We start from the raw sequence: 20,243 nt of genomic DNA on the forward strand, positions 1-20,243 counted from the left end.
ACGAGATGTGCTGCCCCACCGAAGAAGGCGTGCTCAGAAAGACGCTGGCCGATCTTCCCGGGGTCGAGGCGCTGAGCTTCCAGCTGATGCAGCGTCGTCTGGTGGTCCATCACCACGGTGTCGATCGCGACGCCCTGGCCGCCCGTGTCCGCGACACCGGCATGACGCCTCGCTTCGAGGATGACCAAGGCGCCGACGCCGCCGATGATTCCCGCAGCACCACGACGACACCCTGGGGGCGCCTCGCGCTGGCCGGCATTCTGGCCCTGGGCGCCGAGGCCATCGGCTGGCTCGGGCTGACCGCAGGCTTGCTTACGCCGCTGCTGGCCATCGTCGCCATCGCCCTGGTCGGCATTCCCACCTGGAAAAAGGGCCTTGTGGCGCTGCGCCACGGCACCCTCAACATCAATGCGCTGATGAGCGTGGCGGTAACCGGCGCCATGCTGATCGGCCACTGGGCCGAGGCGGCCATGGTGATCGTGCTGTTCACCCTGGCCGAGCACCTCGAGGCCAGGTCGCTTGCACGCGCGCGCCAGGCCATCTCAGGACTGCTCGACCTGGCCCCACCCAGGGCACGGGTGCTGGATGAAGGAGAGTCTGGCAGCGGCGAGTGGCGCGAGATCGACGCTGACGACGTCGCCATCGGTGATCTGGTCAGGGTACACGCCGGCGAGCGTCTGGCGCTGGACGGCGAGATCGTGCGCGGTGACCCTAGCCTGGATGAGGCGCCGATCACCGGCGAGAGCCTGCCGCGTGATCGCTCCCTCGGCGAGAGCGTCTACGCCGGCTCCATCAACCTGGCCGGCGACTTCGACTACCGCGTCACCCGGCGGGCCAATGACACCACCCTGGCGCGCATCATCCACGCGGTGGAAGAAGCCCAGTCCCGTCGCGCGCCTACGCAGCGCATCATCGATCGCTTCGCCGCCATCTACACCCCGGTGGTGTTCGTGCTGGCCGGGCTGGTCGCGCTGGGCTGGCCACTGCTCGGCCTCGGCCCCTGGCTCGACGGGGTCTACCGCGCCCTGGTGCTGCTGGTCATCGCCTGCCCCTGCGCGCTGGTGATCTCCACCCCGGTAACGGTGGTCAGCGGCCTCGGTGCCGCCGCACGCCAGGGTATCCTGATCAAGGGCGGCGTCTTTCTCGAGCAGGCCACCCGACTCACCCACCTGGCGCTGGACAAGACCGGCACCCTGACCGAGGGCAAGCCACGGCTGGTGCGCTCAGCTGCGCTCGGTGACAGCAGCGACGCCGAGGGACAGCGCCTGGCCCTCGCCCTGGCGGAGCGCTCCAACCATCCGGTGTCCCGCGCCCTGGTGCAGGGGCTGGGCTCTCAGCCTACGGTGTCACTGGAAGGTGTCGAGGAGCGCGGCGGTCGTGGTCTGGTGGCAAGCGAGGCCGATAGCGGTGCGACAGTGTGGCTCGGCAACGCCCGCCTGGCCGGCGAGATGGGGGTCAGCCAGGCCCAGCTGACCAGCAGTGACGCCGACAACGACGACGCCGGTATCGTCTGGCTGGGGCGCGACGATCGGCTGCTGGCCTACTTCGCGGTCAAGGACGCCCTGCGCAGCACCAGCCGCCAAGCCATCAAGCGCCTGCATCGCCAGGGAGTGAGCGTCAGCATGCTCAGCGGCGACGCCCAGGCCAGGGTCGATGCCATCGCTCGTGAAGCCGGCATCGACGAGGCCTACGGTGAGCTGTTGCCGGAGGACAAGCTGTCGCGCCTGGACGCGCTGTCCAGCCGCGGTGTGTGCGCCATGGTCGGCGACGGCATCAACGACGCCCCGGCGCTGGCCCGGGCCGATATCGGCATCGCCATGGGCGCGGCAGGCAGCGACGTGGCCATCGAGACCGCCGATATCTCACTGATGAACGACGACCCGGCCAGCCTGCCACGGCTGATCGACCTGGCCCGCAGCACCCGCCGCCTGCTGGTGCAGAACATCGCCCTGGCCCTCGGCATCAAGGCGGTATTCCTGGCCCTGGCGCTGACCGGCCACGCCACCTTGTGGATGGCGGTATTCGCCGACCTGGGCTCGAGCCTGCTGGTCGTCGGCAACGGACTAAGAATACTCAGACAGCGGTTTGATGGTTGATAGGCAAAGAGGGAGCACCTGAGCCTGGCTCTTCTGGCGAAGGCAGCTCCCATACTCCCGACCAACACCACAGCGCGCCTAGTTGCCATGCAGTCAGGTGACTACGATGAATGCACTGAGAATGCAGTAGGAGACACTACCTATGGCCATGCTGACGGTTCGCAACCTTCCCGACGAGGTACATCGCGCCCTGCGCATCCGTGCGGCTCGACACGGTCATAGCATGGAGGCGGAGGCACGCGAGATCCTCGAGACGACGGTATCGCTCGAGGGCAAGGTCAAGCTGGGTTCGTTGCTGGCCGATATTGGCAAGCAGGCCAGGCTGAGCGACAGCGAATTTGCTGTGTTCGAGCAGGCCCGCGACAAGACGCCTGCGCGACCGGTGAGTCCATAACCCGACGCGCCATCACGGTATCCCTTGCGACGAGTCGAACTGGGAGAAGGTGTCCCATACCGACATACGATCAAAGTCCTCCGGCACGCTGAACTGGCCATCAAGAAAGCCAAGCCGCCTCAGGTGCTCGGGCTCCGGTCTTTCGATGGAGGTAACCCGAACCACCGGCTTGCCCGCCATTGTAATGAAGCATCCTTCTCCCTGACGGACTCGCTCGACGAGCTGTACCAATTGCGTGCTGGCTTCTTCGATGTCAAAGGATCGCATGCTCTTCCCCCCGCCTGGTCACGACAAACTGCCTGCGACATGAGACAAGCGTACAGCCGTATTCAGCTTGCTGCAGTCATCGTCCCCCCTCCCTGACCGCCATCGCCTCGCGCATGAAGCGCAGTATCCACTTTGCCATCACGCCGTCGTCGATGCGTCCGGCCAGCGAGGCCTGGCCTGGCGTGTCCGCCAGCTATTTGGCGGCCAGACCTCAATCGCTACCATGTTCTCGAATGTACTGTTTCAGGGCTTGGTCGATGCGGCGCTGCCAGCCATCACCGTCCTGCTTGAAGTGGTCAATGACGTCCCGAGACAGACGTATCGACGTCTTCACCTTTGTCGGCGTTCGTTGCGCCCCCCGCTGCCCGATGGCCCGCTTGAGGTTTGCAGGCAACACCTCATCCATGGGGCGCATACGTTCAATATCCTCATCGGTGAGTTCCCTGACCTCACCTGTCCTGTCCGTGAGTCGCCTTGTCATAGCGCCGCACCTCCCGAGCGTTGGCCTTTCTCAAGCTGATGACGCGAATTCCACCTTCAATCGGCGTGAAGCACACCACGTGGGCCCGCTGACCGATCATCCCGATGGCAACAAACCGACGCTCCGGGTAATCGTTGCGCTTGTCTTCGGTCAGTAGCGCCCCTTCCCAATCGAAATGAGACACCTCGCTGAAGGGCAGGCCGCGCTCTCTGGCATTCCAAGCGCTCTTCCCCGGATCGAAGTCGATGATCATGCTTTAAATGTATGGACAAAAAAAGGACAAGAAGGTTCGTTCTCCCACTACGCACTCGTTGCCGAAACTAATGCTTGCCAGGTGCCTTGGCTGCCACCACCAAATAATGGCCTCCATCTTGCGTCTCGTCACCCCTCCCTGACCGCCATCGCCTCGCGCATGAAACGCAGTATCCACTCGGCCATCACGCCGTCGTCGATGCGTCCGGCCAGTGAGGCCTGGCCCTGGCGTACCCGTTCTTCCCCGACCAGGCCCTGGCGCAGGTGCATCAGGTCGCGGGAGTAGTCGGGGCGAAACTCGGGGTGGCCCTGGACGCCAAGAAAGCAGCGGCCGACGCGGATCAGGTAGTGGGGGCAGAAGCCGCTGCCGCCCAGGGTCGAGGCGCCTTCGGGCAGCGTCTCGACCTGATCCTGGTGGCTGACCAGCAGGTCGAGGTCATGCTGCCAGGGGGTCATCCAGGGCTCGCGCTCGCCGACCCGATTGTTGGAAAGCCCCACGCCCCAGCCCTTGGGACTCTTGATCACCTCGCCGCCCAACGCCTTGACGATCAACTGATGGCCGAAGCACACCCCCACCAGCGGCTTCTCGGCGCGATAGAGCGCGCGCACGAAGTCCTCAAGCCGGGCGATCCAGGCGTGGCCGTCGTTGACCCCGAACTTCGAGCCGGTGGTCAGCCAGGCGTCCACAGCCTCGACGTCATCGGGAATCTCGCCGTCCAGGCAACGGTAGACCTGCCACTCGAGGCTGACCCCCAGGGAAAAGGCCGCCGGCGCCAGCAGCGCCTCGAACATGGCCGGGTAGTTGCCGTGGGCGTCGATCAGCTCCGGCGCCACGTCGTCGCACTGCAGTAGACCGATTCGCATGATGTTCTCCATCACCAGTACTCCCTTGACGCTGGCCGGCCACCTTGCCAGAGACGAGCCGGGCGCCGCCAGGGCCACGTCATCGGGCGGGGCCGGGCGCTATTCCAAGCGCTAATACCAAGCGCTATAGCCGGCCCTGCTGGGCCGCCAGGAAGATGCGTTGATAGTCCTCGGCCGTAAAGGCGATGGGATTGCTTGCCGCGGACGGATCGACCACCGCCATTTCGCCGATCTTCACCGCCTCGGCGTCGTCGATGCCGATGGCCGCCAGGTCGTGGGGGATCGCGAGCCGCTCACGCAGCTCGAGCACCCAGTCGATGGCACTTGAGGTGCCCGGCTGGCGGATATCGAGATAGCGACACAGGCGCACCATGGGTTCGCCGATGGCGCGCTCGTTGGCCTTGAGCACATAGGGCATCAGGATGGCGTTCAAGGTGCCATGGTGGGCGTCGTACAGCGCCCCCAATGGATGGGCCAGGGCATGCATGGCGCCGAGCCCCCGCTGGAAGGCGGTGGCGCCCATGCTCGATGCCACCAGCATGTTGAGCCGGGCCTCCAGGTCGTCGCCATGGGCGTAGGCCCGGGGCAGATAGTCACGGACCCGGCGCATGCCCTCCACCGCGATACCCTCGGCCATGGGGTGATAGCCCGGCGCGCACCAGGCCTCCAGACAGTGGGACAGGGCATCCATACCGGTGGCGGCGGTGACCGCAGGGGGCAGGCCCACGGTCAGGGTCGGGTCCAGGATCACCCGGGCCGGCACCATGCCGGGGTGGAAGATGATGCGCTTGACCCGCTCGGCCTCGTCGGTGATCACCGAGGCGCGTCCCACCTCCGAGCCGGTACCGGCGGTGGTCGGCACCGCCACCAGCGGCACGATGGCGTCACCGTCGGCGTTCTTCCAGTTGTCGCCGACGTCCTCCAGCGACCACAGCGACAGGCCGTCGCGCTGATTGGCCATCAGCGCCACCGCCTTGGCCGCGTCGAGTCCGGAGCCTCCGCCGAAGGCGATCACGCCGTCGTGTTCCCCCTGGCGGAAGGCATCGACGCCGGCGATGACGTTGGCACCGGTGGGATTGCCCTTGATCTCGGCAAACAGCCCCGCCCTGAGTCCTTCGCCGGCGCAGTGATCGAGCACTTCGCGCACCATCGGCAGCGCCGCGAGCCCCGGATCGGTGATCAACAACGGCGCCGTCATGCCAAGCTCTCGGCACTGCGCTGGCAGATCACGAATTCGACCGGCGCCGGTGAGGATGGCCGAGGGGTAGTTCCAGCTGGTGGTGTAGCGGCTGATATCGCTCATGGTTGCCTCAGGCGTGTTTCAGATGGAAGGACTTGGGCCGGGTCAGGCTGTCGAAGCCGAGCCGCGACAGCGAGCAGCCGCGACCCGAATGCTTGACGCCGGTCCAGGCCAGCTCCGGGTCCAGATAGTCGCAGCGGTTGACGAAGGCGGTGCCGACCTGAAGCCGCGCAGCCAGCGCTTCGCCGGCGACCAGGTCGCGGGTGAAGATCGCCCCGGTCAGGCCGAACTCGGAGTCATTCATCAAGGCGATGGCCTCGTCGTCGCCCTCCACCGCCATCACCCCGACCACCGGGCCGAAGCTCTCCTCGCGCATCACCGCCATGCTGTGGTCGACCCCGGTCAACAGCTGTGGCGCCAGATAGGCGCTGCCGGGGCGCGACAGCGGATAGTCGCCGGGATCGATCCACGCGCGGGCGCCGGCGGCCACCGCCGCCTCCACCTGGCCCCGCACGAAGTCGGCGGCGGCGGGCTTGACCACCGGCCCCAGGCTGGTAGACGGGTCGCAGGGGTTGCCGAGCCTGAGCTGCTTCAGCCAGGCCACCGCCCGTTCGACGAAGTCATCGAAGATGGCGCGCTCGACGTAGATCCGCTCGATGCCGCAACAGCTCTGGCCCGAGTTGAAGAAGGCGCCGTCCATCACCCCTTCCACCGCGCTGTCCAGGTCGACGTCGGCACGCACATAGGCGGCGTCCTTGCCGCCGAGTTCCAGCGCCGTGGCGATAAAGCGCCCGGCGGTGGCGGCTTCGACGGTGCGACCACCGCCCACCGAGCCGGTGAAGGACACATGGTCGATGCGAGGGTCACCCATCAGGGTCTCGGTGGCCTGGTGGCTCAGATGCAGGTACTGGAACACCCCCTCGGGGATACCCGCCTCTCGGGCGGCCTCGACCATGCGCTCGGCACACAGCGGGGTCTGGGCAGAGTGCTTGAGAATCACCGCATTGCCGGCGAGGATCGCCGGCAATGCGGCGTTCACCGCGGTCATGTAGGGGAAGTTCCAGGGCGCGACGATCAGCGAGACGCCCAGCGGTTCGCGGCGGATATAGCGGGTAAAGCCGGACTTGTCGGCCAGGCGCAGCGGCGCGAGCGCCTCAGGCGCCATGGCGATCATCGCCCGGGCGCGCTCCTCGAAGCCGCCGATTTCCCCGCCGCCCTGAGAAATGGGCCGGCCCATCTGCCAGCACAGCTCCTCGGCGTGCTGATCGCGCCGGGCGACAAAGGCGTCCACCATCGCACTGCACAGGCGGCAGCGCTCGGCGACGTCACGTTCGCGCCAGTCCTGCTGGGCCTCGACCGCGCGGGCCAGGGCCGTTTCGATCTCGGCCGCGCCGGCCTGCTCGCGCTCCACGTACACCGAGCCGTCCACCGGCGATATCGTCTGTTGAATGGCCATGCAGTTCTCTCGTCTGTCGGTTGGCGGGATGCCGGGCATCCGCGTCAGATGATCTCGATACCGGGCATCCGCGTCAGATAATCTCGAAATAGCGATCGAGCTCCCAGTCGGTGATATGCCGACGGAACTCGCGCTCCTCCCATTCCCGGGTGGCGGCAAAGTGCTCGACGAAGTCGTCGCCGAAGAGCCCGCGCGCAGGCGTCGATGCCTTGAGCCGCTGGGCCGCCTCCCACAGGGTTCGCGGCAGCGCCTGGTGCTCGGGATGGTCGAGCTCGTAGGCGTTGCCGGTAACCGCGGTATCGGGCTCGAGCCCCTGCTCGATGCCATAAAGGCCGGCACCGATGGCCGCGGCCAGCGCCAGGTAGGGATTGGCGTCGGCGCTGCCGAGCCGGTATTCGACCCGCTGGGACTTGGCGCTGCCGGGGATCACGCGCAGGGCGGTGGTGCGATTCTCGACGCCCCAGGTGGCGTCCGTCGGCGCCCAGAAGCCGGGAATCAGCCGGGTGTAGCTGTTGATGGTGGGGGCGAACATGGCCAGAAACTCCGGCATCAGCCGCTGCTGGCCGGCGACGAAGTGACGCTGGATGGCGCTCATGGAGTGCTCGGCGTCGGAGTCGTAGAAGGCCGACTCGCCGCTCTCGAGGTGCTTCATCGACAGGTGGATATGGCCGCTCTGGCCGGGATAGTCCGGCGACCACTTGGCCATGAAGGTGGCCATCAGGCCGCGTCGCTGGGCCCACACCTTGGTGAAGGTCTTGAACAGCGCCGCCTTGTCGCCGGCGGCCAGCGCCTCGTCGACGCCGATGGCGGCCTCGAGCACGCCTGGCCCGGTCTCGGTGTGCAGCCCCTCGATGGGGAAGTCCATGCGCTGGGACAGCTCCAGCAGCTCGTGGTAGAGCTCGGCATGCACCGAACTCCTGAGCATGGAGTAGCCCATCATGTCCGGGGTCAGCGGGCGCAGGTTGCGAAAGCCCTTCTCGCGCACCGATTCCGGCGTCTCCTGGAACATGAAGAATTCATACTCCAGCGAGCCGTGAACCGAGAAGCCCATCTCGGCGGCCCGGCCCAGCACCCGCCGTAGCAGGCCACGCGGACAGATCGCCTCGGCCCGCTCGGTGAATTCGGCCATGAACAGCAGCATGTCGCCTTCGAAGGGTACCTCGCGACAGCTCTCCGGCAGCACGCGCAACTGGGCGTCGGGATAGCCGGTGTGCCAGCCGGTGTAGCGCGTGTTGTCGTACAGCTCGTCCTTGCTGTCCCAGCCCAGCACCACGTCGCAGAAGGCGAAGCCGCCGTCGAGGGCGGCAAAGAACTTGTCGCGGTGCATGTACTTGCCGACCATCACCCCGTCCAGATCGAGAAAGCCGATCTTGACGTGGGAGAGGTTGCGCGCCTCGACCACCCGGCGGGCGTCATCCGCCGTGCGCACGTCCCTGGGATTGAGTCCTGACATCGATCACCCTCCTCATGGGCGAAGGAACAAGGGCGAAGAAACAACGGGCCGACCTTGATTGCCGGGCCGGCCCGCAACGCCCGATATCTACCGAGAGTGTCAGCTGTAGCGGTAGGGAGGTCCCGCCTGCTGCATGGTCTGACGATAGTCCTTGAGGATCTGCACCACCTTGGCGTTGCGCTCGCTCTGGCTTGCGATCTCGTCCCAGAAGCTCAGCGCCTCGTCCTCGATGGTCTGCCACTCGCTTTCCGGGATCGAGGTCAGCTCCAGCTTGCCGCCCTGGGTGCGGTAGTGGGCCTCGCCCCACCAGTACCAGTGCTGACGATAGTAGTGAGAGCTGTCCATGCACATTCTGAACAGCGTCTTCAGGTGATCCGGCAGCTCGTTCCAGCGCTCGCTGTTGGCGAAGTAGGAGCCGGCCCAGGCGCCGGAAATATTGTTGGTCAGGTAGTAGCTGGAGACGTCCGCCCAGCCCACGGTGTAGGCCTCGGTGATGCCGGCCCAGGAGATGCCGTCGAGTTCGCGGGTCTGCATGGCGACCTCGATGTCCTCCCACGGCAGGGTCACCGGCACCACCCCGAAGCGGGTCAGGAAGCGCCCGGCGGTGGGGAAGGTGAAGACCCGTTTGCCCTCCAGGTCCTTGATGCTGCGGATCGGCTCCCGGGTGACAAAGTTGCAGGGGTCCCAGCTGCCGGAGCCGAGCCAGGTCACTCCCTCGATCTCGCCGTAGGCCTCCTCCCAGATTTCCTTGAGGCCGTAGTGGTTGAACAGGGTCGGCACGTCCAGGCTGTAGCGCGAGGCGAACGGGAAGTAGCCGCCGAACACCGAGACATCGACCGGAGCATTGATCGAGTCGTCGTCGCTCTGTACCGCGTCGATGGTGCCCCGCTGCATCGCCCGAAACAGCTCGCCGGTGGGCACCAGCTGGTCGGAGAAGTACAGCTCGATCTCCATCTCGCCGTTGGCGGCCTTGTTGAAGGCCTCGATGGAGGGCTTGATCACGTGCTCCGCCAGGGCTGGTCCTGCGTAGGTCTGCAGTCGCCAGCGGATCGGCGTCTTCGACTGGGCGTGGACGTAGGGGGCGGCCAGGGTGCCCGCCCCCACGGTGGCGGCGGTGGCGACACCGGCCTTCTTGAGGAAGTCGCGACGATTGGTCATCCGTTCTCTCCCGTTTTCGTTGTTGTTGCCTGACGTTGCGTCCGTAAAGGACGCCTGTGGTCGTCTTCTCCTGCCTTCTTTAAAGCTCCTTGCTTCACATCCCTGCCTGCCGGGCCAAGACCGCGACAGTCTTGCCTCAGTAGTCCCTGAACAGACCCGGCAGCCATAGCGCCAGCTCGGGAAAGGCGGTGATCAGCGCAAGCCCCGCCAGCATGATGGCGACGAACGGCCAGACGCTGCGGTAGATGTCGCCGAGACTGATCTCCGGCGGGGCCATGGCGCGCATCAGAAAGAGGTTGTAGCCAAACGGTGGGGTCATGTAGGCGATCTGCACGGTGATGGTGTAGAGCACCCCGTACCAGATCGGGTCGAAGCCCAGGGTGATCACCAGCGGCACGTACAGCGGCGCCACGATCACCAGCATGGCGGTGTCGTCGAGGAACATGCCGAGCAGAATGTAGGACAGCTGCATCATCACCAGGATCTGCCAGGGGGTGAGGCCGAACTGGTCGAGGAATACCGACTCGATGGCGCGCACCGCGCCGAGACCGTCGAACACCGCGCCAAAGCACAGCGCCGCCAGGATGATCCACATGAACATGCAGGTGATGCCGAGCGAGCGGCGCACCGTGGTCTCGATCACCGCCAGCGTCAGACGGCGCTTGAACGCCGCCGCCAGGGTTGCCGACAGCGCCCCCACCGCGGCGCTCTCGACCAGGCTGGTGACGCCCATCACGAACAGCCCGGTCATGAAGAAGAAGATCGCCAGCGGCATGATGCCCGCGCGCAGAAGCTTCAGCTTGTCGGCGGTGGACAGGTTGCGCTCCTCCGGCGGCAGCGCCGGGCCCAGGCTCGGCTGCAGGCGACAACGCACCACGATGTAGATGACGAACATCGCCGCCAGGATCAACCCGGGGATGGCGCCGGCCAGCCACAGCTGGCTGACCGGCTGTCGCGCGATCATGCCGTAGAGCACCAGCACCACGCTGGGCGGCACCAGGATGCCAAGCGAGCTTCCGGCCTGAATCACCCCGGTGACCATGATCTTGTCATAGCCCCGGCGCAGCAGTTCCGGCAGGGCGATGGTGGCACCGATGGCCATGCCGGCCACACTCAGTCCATTCATCGCCGAGACCACCACCATCAGGCCGATGGTACCCACGGCGAGCCCGCCCTTGAGCCCGCCCATCCATACGTGGAACATCTCGTAGAGTTCGGAGGCGATGCCCGACTCCGACAGCATGTAGCCCATGAAGATGAACAAAGGCAGGGTCAACAGCGGATACCAGTTCATCAACTGGATGGCAGCGCTGAACGGCATCTCCATGCCGCCATCGCCCCACAGCAAAAGCGCCGCCGCCGCGCCGACGAAGCCGATGACGCCGAACACCCGCTGTCCGGTCAACAGCAGCAACATCATCGAAGAGAACATCGTCAGCGCGATCATTTCATAGCTCATCGATCGCCCTCCGTCCCTGGCTCTGGCTTAGAAACAGCAACATCATCGACGCTCTCGACAAGGGCAGCATAAGCGCGATCATTTCATGGCTCATCGATCGCCCTCCGTCCCTGGCTCTGGCTTAGAAACAGCAACATCATCGACGCTCTCGACAAGGGCAGCGTAAGTGCGATCATTTCATGGCTCATCGATCGCCCTCCCCGTCCTTCCGGTCCTGCTCTTCCCTGCCGTCCTTCTCCCCCTCGGTCTGCTCGAGCGGGTGTCCTCTCAGCACGGCGATATCCTTGAACAGGGTCGAGAGGCACTGGGCGAGCATCAGCGCCACCCCCAGGGTCATGATGATCTTGATCGGCGCCAGCGGCGGCGCCCAGGAGCTGTAGTTGGTCTCGCCGTACTTGATCGCGTAGCTGGTGCTGGAGATGCCGCCGGCCAGCAGGGTGGCGAGGAACACCAGCAACAGCAGCATGGTCAGGACGTCGCTCATGGCCTTGGCCCGTGGCGACAGTCGGGTATAGAAGAGATCCATGCGCACATGGTCGTCGAGCTGCATGGAGTAGGCACCGCCCAGCAGAAAGTAGGCGACCATCAGGAACTGAGAGACCTCGACGCCCCAGATCAACGGCCGATCAAACAGGGTGCGCGAGAGCGAGGCGTAGAGCAGGACCCCGATCATCACGAAGATCAGGTACATGACGATACGACCGATACGCCGATTGAATCGGTCCACGTAGCGGACGTAGAGGCGAATGGCTGCCGGCATGGGAGCTCCCGGACACAAGAGGAATCTCCTGAGTCTTGGCCCAGCCTGGCCGGACGTGCCAGTTGCATCGACTTCAACGACGTGATGACTATCGAAGCTTTCGATACTGCTCAAGCAAAGTGCAGAGAAAAGCAGCCACTGCACCGAAACCGGCCATGAAACTGGCCATCGCCGGGAAGATCCTCAGACGGAAGTGACGATCTGCTCCTCGACCCAGGGCAGCTCCTCGGTGAGCGTGGCACGAAAGTCGCCGTCCAGCAGGCGGCGGGCGTCCCGCGCCAGCTGCCCAGGCAAGCCACCGAGTTCGTCGCGCCTGGCGACCAGCGTCAACGAGCGCTTGAGCGGCGCCAGCGGCAGCGCTTCGATGCGCACCCTGAGCTGATCGAGCCCCGCCTGATACAGGCACAGCGGGGTCGTCACGGTAAAGCCGACGCCGTCGCTCACCGCCTTGAGCAAGGCGCAGGTATTGTCCAGGTGCAGCCGCGCCGGCAGCTCCACACCGGCCAGGCGCAGGTGGCGCTCGATACTCTGGCCGATCAGCGACTGCGGCACGTAGCGCACGAAGTCGAGCTGACGCGATAGCCAGCGCAGATTGTCAGCAGGCCCCGTCCAGCTCGCCGGCAACACCAGCACAAAGGGCTCGTCCAGCACCCTGTGACGCTCCAGGCCGTCGTAGTTTTCCAGCCGATCGTCGGAGATGATCACGTCCACGTGCCGCGTCAGCAGCGAGTGCCCGTGCATGTGCGAAAGCCCGGTGGTCAAGGTGTAGTCACGGGTGTGGCGGCGGATGACGTCGATCAGCGGCTTGCCCACGGCGGTGGCCAGCGAATCCACCAGCGCCAGGCGCATCTGATGCAATTGACCGAAGGCACCGGTGATCAGTTCGCGGCGGGTATCCCTGGCCTCGCCCAGCAGACGGCGGGCACGGTCATAAAAGAAGCGTCCGGCGCTGGTGGGTTCCAGCGGCCGCGAGCGGCGCTCGAACAGCGCCAGCCCCAGGCTCTCTTCGAGGGTCGCCAGGCAATGCGACACCGACGACTGGGTCAGGCCGAGCGCCTCGGCGGCGGCGCTCTGGCTACCGCGTTCCAGGGTCTCGACGAAGATTTCCATACTGCGCAGGTCGAAGCCGAAGCCATTCTTCATGGCGTCTCCTCGGTGGTGATGTTGTTATTGTCTCGGCGCTGTTGTCGGCTCTTGCTGGGGCTGTCGCAGGGATCCTTGACCCGGTGCTGATCCTGGTCGGTGTCGAAGCTCTACTCTGACTCCTGCGGAACTTGTCGGCCCGGCACAAGTCTACCCTGGCAAGCCGAACAACAGGGAAGTCCGATGACCTACGTCGCCAGCGCCAGCTACCACGAACGACCGTCCTCCCACTGGACCGGCTGGGGCCAGTGGATCGCGCTTGTCACCATGACCCTGGACCACCTGGCACGCTACCTGGCCACCGACGCCTGGCACCTTGGCTGGGTCGACTCGAGCGTGGGCCGTATCGCCTTTCCACTGTTCGCCGGCATGGTCGCCTGGCACGGGCTGTTCAATACCCGTGATCCGCTGCGCTACGCACGCCGGGTGATGATCATCGGTCTGCTGGCCCAGTTACCCTACCAACTGATGCCCCGCGAGGCGCTGTTTCAGCTCAACATCTGCTTTACCCTGGCGCTCGGGCTGATGGCCGGCCACTGGCTTGAGCAACTGACCCGGCGACAGGAAGCCGGAGAGCTCGGCCATGTACGCCTGGCGCTGGAAACCCTCGGCGTGGCAACCGGCTGGTACTTTGCCGGCTTCTGGGTCGAATACGGCCACCATGGCCTGTTGCTGGTGCCGTTTTTCATGCTCGGCATGGGCCAGCTCCATCGTACCGACGACGCCCTGCTCTCGCGCCTGCTGGCGGTGGTCGGCTGCCTGCCGCTGCTGCTGGTGGCAGGCATGATGAACAGCTCCGACATGGCCAAGTCGGTGACCGTGGCCACGGTCCTGGCGGTACTGCTGCTGGCCGCTGGTGCTCACCGGCTATGCCGCGCGCCCGGCATCGTCATGCCGCGGCGGATGTGGCTCGCATGGTATCCCGCCCACTTCGCGGTGATCGCCGCCATCCTGCTATGGACCGGCAACGCCCAGATCATGTAACGGTACCGGCAACGCCCAGAGAACCCGCCAAGGTGGCTCGCCTGCTCTTGATACCCCCAGGCCCACTTCGCGGTGATCGCCGCCATCCTGCTGTGGACCGGCAACGCCCAGATAATGTGATATTGAAAGCGCGGTGATCGCCGCCATTCTGCTGTGGAACGGCAACGCCCAGATCCTCTAGGCGTCCTGCGCCGGCAGCGCGAAACGGCTTCTCTGTTCCATCAAGAAGACCTTGAAGGCCTGCCAGGCCGGGCTGCGGTAGCGGTCCGGATGCCACACCAGCGAGAAGTGGCGGGTCAGCGGCAGGTCATGTGACAGCGCCAGCAACTCCCCTCGTTCGAGCTCTCCCCGCACGCTCAGGTGCGACAGGCAACCCAGTCCCAGGCCCGCCGCCACGGCCTGCTTGATCGCCTCGTGCTGTCCCAGCTCCATGCGTACCTTGAGCCTCGGCACCCGGGGCAGCACCGCCGCCTCGAGTACCTCCCGGCTGCCGGAGCCGATCTCGCGCAGGATCCACGACTGCTCGACCAGATCAGCGTCCTCGACCCGGCCCTTGGCCACCAGAGGGTGCCCGGGCGCGCAGACGATCACCATATGGTCTTCGCACCACACTTCGCTGGCGAGCCCTGGCTCGTGACAGCGCCCCTCGATCATCCCCAGGTCGGCGTCGAAGCGCTGTACCTCGGAGATCACCTCGCCGGTATTGCGCAGTCGCAGGCGCAGGTCGACCCCCGGATGCAGTCCGCCGAACTCCCCAGCCAGCGGCGGCAACAGATAGGTGCCGATGGTGGCGCTGGCGGAGATCGCCAGGCTGCCGTGGAGCTCGTCTCCCGGTTCCTCGGCGGCGGCGATCAGCTCGCCCAGATCATCCAGCAGCTGTTCGGCGCGCGGCAGCAGTCGATGGCCCATGTCGTTCAGGCCAAGCCGCCGTCCCGGGCGTTCGAACAGGGTGACACCAAGTTGACGCTCCAGGTCCGCCAGCGCCTGGCTGGTCGCCGACTGGGACAGGCTCAGTTGTCTGGCCGCGGCGCTGACGGTTCCCAGCCGGGCCACCGCCACGAAGACCTCGAGCTGGCGCAGGGTGATATGGGAGCGGGTGGGACTGTCTGGCGAGAAACTCATCACGGTGCTCGACGGTTGCAGGGAAGATGGCGGGGAAACGACAACGGCTCCTATATCGGCTCAGCTTATAACAGGTTTCGTTATTACACGATAATCATCTGGTATATCCACGCCTAGAATCTCCCTATCGAACCGACGCCTCAGGCTCCACCCAGACGAGCCGGTAGCGGCGATACCCTGACACGAAGAGGAGATCCGCTCATGTGGCAAGGACTTGCGCTATGCGCACTATTGACGCTGGCCGGGCAGGCCATCAGCCGACTGCCCGGTATCGCCGACGCAGGCGTGAGTCCGCTGGTGTTCGCCCTGCTGCTGGGCATCGTGGTCGGCAATCTGCCGCTCAAGCGCACCGTCGAGGGCGCCCAGCCGGGGCTCGCCTTCGCTACCCGCTGGCTGCTGCGCGGCGGCATCGTGCTGTTCGGCCTGTCGCTGACCTTCGCTCAGGTGGTCGGACTCGGGCCCAAGGTGCTGCTGCTGGACGCGCTGATCATCACCGCGGTACTGCTGGTCGGCTACCAGATCGGCACCCGGGTGCTCGGCATGGATCGCGAGACCACCCTGCTGACCAGTGCCGGCAGCGCCATCTGCGGCGCCGCTGCGGTGCTCGCCACCGAGTCGACCATTCGCTCGAAGCCGGCAGCGGCGTCCATGGCGGTGGCCACGGTGGTGCTGTTCGGCTCCCTGGCCATGCTGACCTACCCGCTGCTGTATCCGTGGCTGGGCATGGACGAGGGACTGTTCGGGGTCTATATCGGCGCTACCGTGCATGAGGTGGCCCAGGTGGTCGCCGCCGGCGACGCCGTCGGCCCGGATGCCCTGGCCAACGCGGTCATCGTCAAGCTGGTGCGGGTGATGCTGCTGGTGCCCTTCCTGCTGGTGGTCGGCCAATGGTGGCTGCGTCAGCCGACCCAGGAAGGCGCCGAGGCCGGCGCTCAGGGCGCACACAAGGCCAAGCTGGTGATCCCCTGGTTTGCCCTCGGCTTTATCGCCATGGTCGGCGTCAACAGCGTCATCACCCTGCCCGCGCCCCTGCACTCGGGTCTGGTGCTGGCCGGCCAGATCGCCCTGACCATGGCCATGGCCGCGCTTGGCATCAACACCCGGATGTCTCGCCTCAAGGCGCTCGGCGTGAAGCCCTTTCTGCTCGCCCTGATCCTGTTTGTGCTGCTGGTGGTTGGTGGCGGGATGGCCAGTGCCCTGCTGATGGGCTGACCGGATCGATGGACCGGGCAGGAACCCGACACACAGCGAAGAAGGCGGCCTTGCGGCCGCCTTCTTGCGTGGAGCTAATCCATCATTGAGCAGCGAGAGACTTGCCCCTGCTACAGAGAGAATTCCTCGCCGTCGTAGGACGTCTGTACCTCGATGCTTCCTTCGACGATCTCGGCGGCGAGGCGATCGAGTTCGGCGACGATGTCGTCCTCGACCCAGGGCGCCAGCGACAGACTCACCGCCTCCGGGTTCTCCAGGCCGATACGCACCACCTCACCCGAGCTCCAGCTGCCCTGCTTGACCGCCTCGGCAGCAACAAAACCCGCCATGGACACGTTGGCGATGGCGGAGCCGGCGAACACCTCCGGGTAGTCCTCATGCCACTCGCGCACATTGCCGAACTGCCAAACGCCTTCGGCCTCCTGCATCGCCTCGATGGCCCCTTGGCGACCTGCATTCAACATGGTGAAGATGATATCGGCACCGGCCTCGATCTGGGCGCTGGCCACGTCATGGGCCAGTGACACATCGTCCTGATCGCCGGCGAAGATGGTGAGGAAGTCGGCGTCCGGCCGGGTATGCTGCAGACCGTGGTAGAAGCCCCCGCGACCCTTGAGACCCGGAGTGACGCGAATCCCCGAGATATGGCCCACCACGCCGCTTTGGGTCAGCAGACCCGCCGCTGCACCGGCGAGCCAGGCGGACTGCTCCTGAAGGACCTCATAGCTCGACACATTGTCGCCGGTGACATCCCCCTGGGTAACGGAGAACAGCACCTCGGGATAGTCCGCGGCCACCGTCATCACCGCCTCGGAATTCTGACCGCCGTGGGCGATGATCAGGTCCGGCCCGGCATCCGCCAATCTCCGCAGGGCGGCCTCAAGCGCGTCGGGCTCCGGCGCTATCCCGTCCTCGTAGCTGATCTCGGCGCCAAGTTCGGCCTCGATGCGCTCGAGTCCACGGTAACCCGCCTCCATGAAGCCGCCGTCATCCTTCTGCCCCGGCAATAGCATGGCCACCTCGAAGGCATCCGCCACGGCCAGGGAAGGCGAAAGCGAGAGACCACACAGCGCCGCCATGTATCCAACTTTACGTATCATCGAACACCTCATTACTTATTTTTGTATACAGAACGTATCAACTACTCTAGCGCCGTGGTGGCGTCATCGCCACCCCGAAACGACGACGGGCCCCGTAATGGGGCCCGTCGTGGAGGAAGCGAAACAGCGCCTGGCTCAGTCTTCGAAGCTGAAGCGCACCTCGGGCGCGTCCGGCACCAGGGCGGCGCATTCGCGCACCCGCTTGAGCAGGCTCGCGTGATCGTCGGCGACCAGGTTGATGTGACCAAGCTTGCGACCGGCGCGCTCGCTCTTGTCGTAGCGATGCAGGTGGGCGTCGCGCATGGCCAGCACCTGGCTCGGCTCGGGCTCGCGTCCGATCACGTTGACCATGCAGGTCGGCGCCCGGGCACTGGTGTCCCCGAGCGGCAGGCCCTGGATGGCACGCAGATGATTCTCGAACTGGCTGGTCACCGCGCCATCCATGGTCCAGTGGCCGGAGTTGTGCACTCGCGGTGCCATCTCGTTGGCCAGCAGGCTGCCGTCGGCGCACTGGAACAGCTCCAGGGTCAGCACACCGACATAGTCCAGCTCGTCCAGCAGCGCCCGGATGTATTCATCGGCGGTGTGCTGGACGCTGTCGTCGAGATCCGGCATCGGCGCCAGCGAGTAACGCAGGATGCCATCGACATGGACGTTTTCCGCCATGGGATAGAACACCACCTCACCGTCGCGTCCACGCACGGCGATGATCGACACCTCGCGCACGAAGTCGACAAAGGACTCGACGATCAACCGCGGGTGATTGATGCGCTTCCAGGCATCGGCAGCTTCCGCCGGGTCCTTCAGCACCGCCTGCCCCTTGCCGTCATAGCCCTCGGTGATCGACTTGGCCACCACCGGCGTGCCCAGCTCACGAGCGGCGGCTTCCAGCGACTCGGCGCTGTCCACCAGGCGATAGGCCGGCGTCGGAATACCCAGTCGATCGAACAGCGCCTTCTCCTCGGCACGATTCTGACACACCCGGATCGCCTCACTGCCGGGGTAGACCGGTTTCTCGGCTTCGATCGCCTGGACCAACGACACCGGCAGGTGCTCAAACTCGTAGGTGACCAGGTCGACGTCTTCGAGGAAGCTCTGGACGTGCTTCTGGTCGGTGTCGATCATCACCTCGCCGATCCCGGCGCTGGGGTGGCCGGTGGTATCGAGAAAGCGGAACCGGTTGGCCAGCGGATAGCCGGCCAGCGCCAGCATACGGCCGAGCTGTCCGGCCCCGAGAACGCCAATCTTCATGACTTGCTCCTGTTTTCCTGCGGGTACACGACGCCGTTCAGCCCTGGCGAGACTCGGGCGGACGAGGATCGGGATTGTCGAGCACGGTCTGGGTCTGCTCGGCGCGGAAGGCCTCGACGGCCTCGCGAACCTGGCTGTCCCCGAGCCCCACGATCTGGGCTGCCAGCAGGCCAGCATTGGTAGCGCCGGCCTTGCCGATGGCCAGGGTGCCGACGGCGACGCCGCCCGGCATCTGGGCGATCGACAGCAGTGAATCCAGCCCCTTGAGCGCCTTGGACTCCACCGGCACGCCGAGCACCGGCAGCGCGGTCTGGGAGGCGACCATGCCGGGCAGGTGCGCTGCACCGCCAGCCCCGGCGATGATCACCTGAATACCACGCTCGGCGGCACCCTTGGCGTAGTCGAACAGCAGATCCGGGGTGCGGTGGGCGGAGACCACCTGGGTCTCGTAGCTCACGCCGAGGCGCTCGAGCATGGTCACGGCGTGTTCCATGACCGGCCAGTCGGACTTGGAACCCATGATCACGCCGACCCGGGGCGCTGGGGAAGTGGATGACATCGGCAACTCCTCGAAGAAACGACGGCGCCGCGGCAAAGAAATCGCCACGACAAGGGAACAATCGGGAAGCGGCATAGTCTAGCAGAGCCGGGGGAGCAGTACCTCTCCCTATGCGGAGACGTCGCCAGCCAGCGACAGCGCCTTTCACCCTGACTGCGCATTGGCCTGCTAGGGTAACGCTGCTGTCGCGGCCATCGCCGACACTCCACGCCGCCTGACAGGACGACCCGCTCACCCAAGGAGAGAGCCATGAAACCGACCCTGCTGCTTATTGCCGCCCTGACCTCCGGCCTGGCGCTGGCCGGTTGCGATGAGGGACAGAGCACCGCCAGCACCGCGCAGGAGGGCTCGAACGCCAGCCAGCAGAGCACCACCGAACAGGCGCAGAAAATGACGCTTGACGGTACCCTGAGCTTCGCCGAGGCCGGCCAGAGCCTGCCCGACAATGCCGAGGTCACGGTGTTGCTCAACGACGTTGCCCTCGCCGACGCCCCGGCCAGGACCATCGCCGAAACCACGGTGACCATCGAGCGCCAGGCGCCGACCGACTTCTCGCTGAGCTACGCAAGCGACGCGGTGAACCCGCGCCACACCCACAGCCTGCGTGGCGAGATCCGCAACGACGAAGGTCAGTTGGTGTGGACCAGTACCGAAGCCACTCCGGTGGAAGTCGGTGCCGACGCCGACCAGCCGCCGGTGTCGGTGGTGCTGCGCCCGGTGGGTGCCGACGGCAATGCCCAGAGCGACAGCATGCAGAAGGCCCAGGAGGCGCTGCTGTCCAGCGGTGATGAACCCACCGCCGCCGAGAAGCAGGCCGTGGAAGAGGCCGACGCCGTGGCCGAACAGGCCGCCGGCATGCAGGAGCCCAGCCAGGGCGCCGCCGCGGCGAGCGGCGAAAATGCCGACACCGGTGCCAATACCGAGACGTCGTCCAGCCAGCCGCAGTAAGCGAGCGCCCTCGACGGACCGGCTCCTCCCGATACGACAACGCC

20 protein-coding genes are annotated in these 20,243 nt (G+C 65.8%); 5 read left to right on the forward strand and 15 right to left on the reverse strand.

What is annotated here, in order from left to right; all coding sequences use genetic code 11:
• Positions 1-29: 29 nt before the first annotated feature.
• Together KUV74_RS07105 and KUV74_RS07110 are read left to right on the forward strand one after the other, a co-directional pair.
• Positions 30-2,096 carry a cation-translocating P-type ATPase gene (locus KUV74_RS07105; protein WP_315900728.1) on the forward strand — a complete coding sequence of 689 codons (2,067 nt, stop codon included), beginning with the start codon at positions 30-32 and terminating at the stop codon, positions 2,094-2,096.
• 142 nt (positions 2,097-2,238) lie between these two features.
• On the forward strand, positions 2,239-2,490 hold the full coding sequence (locus tag KUV74_RS07110; RefSeq protein WP_222515999.1) for a FitA-like ribbon-helix-helix domain-containing protein: 252 nt from the start codon (positions 2,239-2,241) through the stop codon (positions 2,488-2,490).
• A 12-nt stretch (positions 2,491-2,502) separates the two neighbouring features.
• On the opposite strand, the gene KUV74_RS07115 is transcribed toward KUV74_RS07110, so the two are convergent.
• The 11 genes from KUV74_RS07115 to KUV74_RS07165 all read right to left on the reverse strand — a co-directional run bounded on the left by KUV74_RS07115 (position 2,503) and on the right by KUV74_RS07165 (position 13,023).
• A complete protein-coding gene (locus KUV74_RS07115) occupies positions 2,503-2,757 on the reverse strand; it encodes a type II toxin-antitoxin system Phd/YefM family antitoxin (RefSeq protein ID WP_045992800.1) in 255 nt (84 codons plus the stop codon).
• A 211-nt stretch (positions 2,758-2,968) separates the two neighbouring features.
• A complete protein-coding gene (locus tag KUV74_RS07120) occupies positions 2,969-3,238 on the reverse strand; it encodes a BrnA antitoxin family protein (RefSeq protein WP_222516000.1) in 270 nt (89 codons plus the stop codon).
• Positions 3,207-3,491: a BrnT family toxin gene (locus KUV74_RS07125; RefSeq protein ID WP_108132400.1), complete on the reverse strand. Its 285-nt coding sequence runs from the start codon at positions 3,489-3,491 to the stop codon at positions 3,207-3,209. Before KUV74_RS07125 ends, KUV74_RS07120 begins: the two co-directional genes overlap by 32 nt.
• Before the next feature lie 128 nt (positions 3,492-3,619).
• On the reverse strand, positions 3,620-4,354 hold the full coding sequence (locus KUV74_RS07130) for a glutamine amidotransferase-related protein (protein ID WP_108132551.1): 735 nt from the start codon (positions 4,352-4,354) through the stop codon (positions 3,620-3,622).
• A 124-nt stretch (positions 4,355-4,478) separates the two neighbouring features.
• Positions 4,479-5,657, reverse strand: a complete 1,179-nt coding sequence (locus KUV74_RS07135; RefSeq protein WP_185696393.1) for an iron-containing alcohol dehydrogenase — start codon at positions 5,655-5,657, stop codon at positions 4,479-4,481.
• Between the two features lie 7 nt (positions 5,658-5,664).
• On the reverse strand, positions 5,665-7,050 hold the full coding sequence (locus tag KUV74_RS07140; RefSeq protein WP_222516001.1) for an aldehyde dehydrogenase family protein: 1,386 nt from the start codon (positions 7,048-7,050) through the stop codon (positions 5,665-5,667).
• Positions 7,051-7,123: 73 nt separating this feature from the next.
• Complete coding sequence (locus KUV74_RS07145) at positions 7,124-8,503, reverse strand: glutamine synthetase family protein (RefSeq protein WP_124803328.1); 1,380 nt, start codon at positions 8,501-8,503, stop codon at positions 7,124-7,126.
• A gap of 99 nt (positions 8,504-8,602) precedes the next feature.
• Complete coding sequence (locus KUV74_RS07150; RefSeq protein ID WP_222516002.1) at positions 8,603-9,661, reverse strand: twin-arginine translocation signal domain-containing protein; 1,059 nt, start codon at positions 9,659-9,661, stop codon at positions 8,603-8,605.
• A 136-nt stretch (positions 9,662-9,797) separates the two neighbouring features.
• Positions 9,798-11,120 carry a TRAP transporter large permease subunit gene (locus KUV74_RS07155; RefSeq protein ID WP_045992804.1) on the reverse strand — a complete coding sequence of 441 codons (1,323 nt, stop codon included), beginning with the start codon at positions 11,118-11,120 and terminating at the stop codon, positions 9,798-9,800.
• 184 nt (positions 11,121-11,304) lie between these two features.
• On the reverse strand, positions 11,305-11,880 hold the full coding sequence (locus KUV74_RS07160) for a TRAP transporter small permease subunit (RefSeq protein WP_108448230.1): 576 nt from the start codon (positions 11,878-11,880) through the stop codon (positions 11,305-11,307).
• Between the two features lie 183 nt (positions 11,881-12,063).
• Positions 12,064-13,023: a LysR family transcriptional regulator gene (locus KUV74_RS07165; RefSeq protein WP_045992806.1), complete on the reverse strand. Its 960-nt coding sequence runs from the start codon at positions 13,021-13,023 to the stop codon at positions 12,064-12,066.
• A 183-nt stretch (positions 13,024-13,206) separates the two neighbouring features.
• Between KUV74_RS07165 and KUV74_RS07170 the strand changes: the two genes are divergently transcribed.
• A complete protein-coding gene (locus KUV74_RS07170) occupies positions 13,207-14,007 on the forward strand; it encodes a TraX family protein (protein WP_108132396.1) in 801 nt (266 codons plus the stop codon).
• 177 nt (positions 14,008-14,184) lie between these two features.
• On the opposite strand, the gene KUV74_RS07175 is transcribed toward KUV74_RS07170, so the two are convergent.
• Positions 14,185-15,129: a LysR substrate-binding domain-containing protein gene (locus KUV74_RS07175; RefSeq protein WP_045992807.1), complete on the reverse strand. Its 945-nt coding sequence runs from the start codon at positions 15,127-15,129 to the stop codon at positions 14,185-14,187.
• Between the two features lie 201 nt (positions 15,130-15,330).
• On the opposite strand from KUV74_RS07175, the gene KUV74_RS07180 reads away from it, so the two are divergent.
• Entirely contained in the window at positions 15,331-16,341 is a 1,011-nt protein-coding gene (locus KUV74_RS07180) for a YeiH family protein (protein WP_108132395.1), read from the forward strand.
• A gap of 110 nt (positions 16,342-16,451) precedes the next feature.
• Here the strand turns inward: KUV74_RS07180 and KUV74_RS07185 are convergent, their stop codons facing one another.
• The 3 genes from KUV74_RS07185 to purE all read right to left on the reverse strand — a co-directional run bounded on the left by KUV74_RS07185 (position 16,452) and on the right by purE (position 19,251).
• A complete protein-coding gene (locus tag KUV74_RS07185; protein ID WP_221621151.1) occupies positions 16,452-17,441 on the reverse strand; it encodes a BMP family protein in 990 nt (329 codons plus the stop codon).
• A 135-nt stretch (positions 17,442-17,576) separates the two neighbouring features.
• Positions 17,577-18,692, reverse strand: a complete 1,116-nt coding sequence (locus tag KUV74_RS07190) for a 5-(carboxyamino)imidazole ribonucleotide synthase (RefSeq protein ID WP_045992810.1) — start codon at positions 18,690-18,692, stop codon at positions 17,577-17,579.
• A 37-nt stretch (positions 18,693-18,729) separates the two neighbouring features.
• Positions 18,730-19,251, reverse strand: a complete 522-nt coding sequence (gene purE / locus KUV74_RS07195) for a 5-(carboxyamino)imidazole ribonucleotide mutase (protein ID WP_045992811.1) — start codon at positions 19,249-19,251, stop codon at positions 18,730-18,732.
• A 249-nt stretch (positions 19,252-19,500) separates the two neighbouring features.
• Between purE and KUV74_RS07200 the strand changes: the two genes are divergently transcribed.
• On the forward strand, positions 19,501-20,199 hold the full coding sequence (locus KUV74_RS07200) for a YbaY family lipoprotein (RefSeq protein ID WP_052704348.1): 699 nt from the start codon (positions 19,501-19,503) through the stop codon (positions 20,197-20,199).
• Positions 20,200-20,243 lie beyond the last annotated feature (44 nt).

Source organism: Halomonas sp. DP1Y21-3 (assembly GCF_019801245.1).
Taxonomy (GTDB): Bacteria; Pseudomonadota; Gammaproteobacteria; order Pseudomonadales; family Halomonadaceae; genus Halomonas; species Halomonas litopenaei.

What these genes read in the sequence shown, in the direction of transcription:
- KUV74_RS07120 (WP_222516000.1), bottom strand. Translation starts at nt 3,238, where the DNA reads ATGACAAGGCGACTCACGGACAGGACAGGTGAGGTCAGGGAACTCACC.
- KUV74_RS07145 (WP_124803328.1), bottom strand. Translation starts at nt 8,503, where the DNA reads ATGTCAGGACTCAATCCCAGGGACGTGCGCACGGCGGATGACGCCCGC.
- KUV74_RS07135 (WP_185696393.1), bottom strand. Translation starts at nt 5,657, where the DNA reads ATGAGCGATATCAGCCGCTACACCACCAGCTGGAACTACCCCTCGGCC.
- KUV74_RS07115 (WP_045992800.1), bottom strand. Translation starts at nt 2,757, where the DNA reads ATGCGATCCTTTGACATCGAAGAAGCCAGCACGCAATTGGTACAGCTC.
- KUV74_RS07125 (WP_108132400.1), bottom strand. Translation starts at nt 3,491, where the DNA reads ATGATCATCGACTTCGATCCGGGGAAGAGCGCTTGGAATGCCAGAGAG.
- KUV74_RS07130 (WP_108132551.1), bottom strand. Translation starts at nt 4,354, where the DNA reads ATGCGAATCGGTCTACTGCAGTGCGACGACGTGGCGCCGGAGCTGATC.
- KUV74_RS07200 (WP_052704348.1), top strand. Translation starts at nt 19,501, where the DNA reads ATGAAACCGACCCTGCTGCTTATTGCCGCCCTGACCTCCGGCCTGGCG.
- KUV74_RS07185 (WP_221621151.1), bottom strand. Translation starts at nt 17,441, where the DNA reads ATGATACGTAAAGTTGGATACATGGCGGCGCTGTGTGGTCTCTCGCTT.
- KUV74_RS07165 (WP_045992806.1), bottom strand. Translation starts at nt 13,023, where the DNA reads ATGAAGAATGGCTTCGGCTTCGACCTGCGCAGTATGGAAATCTTCGTC.
- KUV74_RS07140 (WP_222516001.1), bottom strand. Translation starts at nt 7,050, where the DNA reads ATGGCCATTCAACAGACGATATCGCCGGTGGACGGCTCGGTGTACGTG.
- KUV74_RS07180 (WP_108132395.1), top strand. Translation starts at nt 15,331, where the DNA reads ATGTGGCAAGGACTTGCGCTATGCGCACTATTGACGCTGGCCGGGCAG.
- KUV74_RS07150 (WP_222516002.1), bottom strand. Translation starts at nt 9,661, where the DNA reads ATGACCAATCGTCGCGACTTCCTCAAGAAGGCCGGTGTCGCCACCGCC.
- KUV74_RS07110 (WP_222515999.1), top strand. Translation starts at nt 2,239, where the DNA reads ATGGCCATGCTGACGGTTCGCAACCTTCCCGACGAGGTACATCGCGCC.
- KUV74_RS07190 (WP_045992810.1), bottom strand. Translation starts at nt 18,692, where the DNA reads ATGAAGATTGGCGTTCTCGGGGCCGGACAGCTCGGCCGTATGCTGGCG.
- KUV74_RS07170 (WP_108132396.1), top strand. Translation starts at nt 13,207, where the DNA reads ATGACCTACGTCGCCAGCGCCAGCTACCACGAACGACCGTCCTCCCAC.
- purE (WP_045992811.1), bottom strand. Translation starts at nt 19,251, where the DNA reads ATGTCATCCACTTCCCCAGCGCCCCGGGTCGGCGTGATCATGGGTTCC.
- KUV74_RS07160 (WP_108448230.1), bottom strand. Translation starts at nt 11,880, where the DNA reads ATGCCGGCAGCCATTCGCCTCTACGTCCGCTACGTGGACCGATTCAAT.
- KUV74_RS07175 (WP_045992807.1), bottom strand. Translation starts at nt 15,129, where the DNA reads ATGAGTTTCTCGCCAGACAGTCCCACCCGCTCCCATATCACCCTGCGC.
- KUV74_RS07155 (WP_045992804.1), bottom strand. Translation starts at nt 11,120, where the DNA reads ATGAGCTATGAAATGATCGCGCTGACGATGTTCTCTTCGATGATGTTG.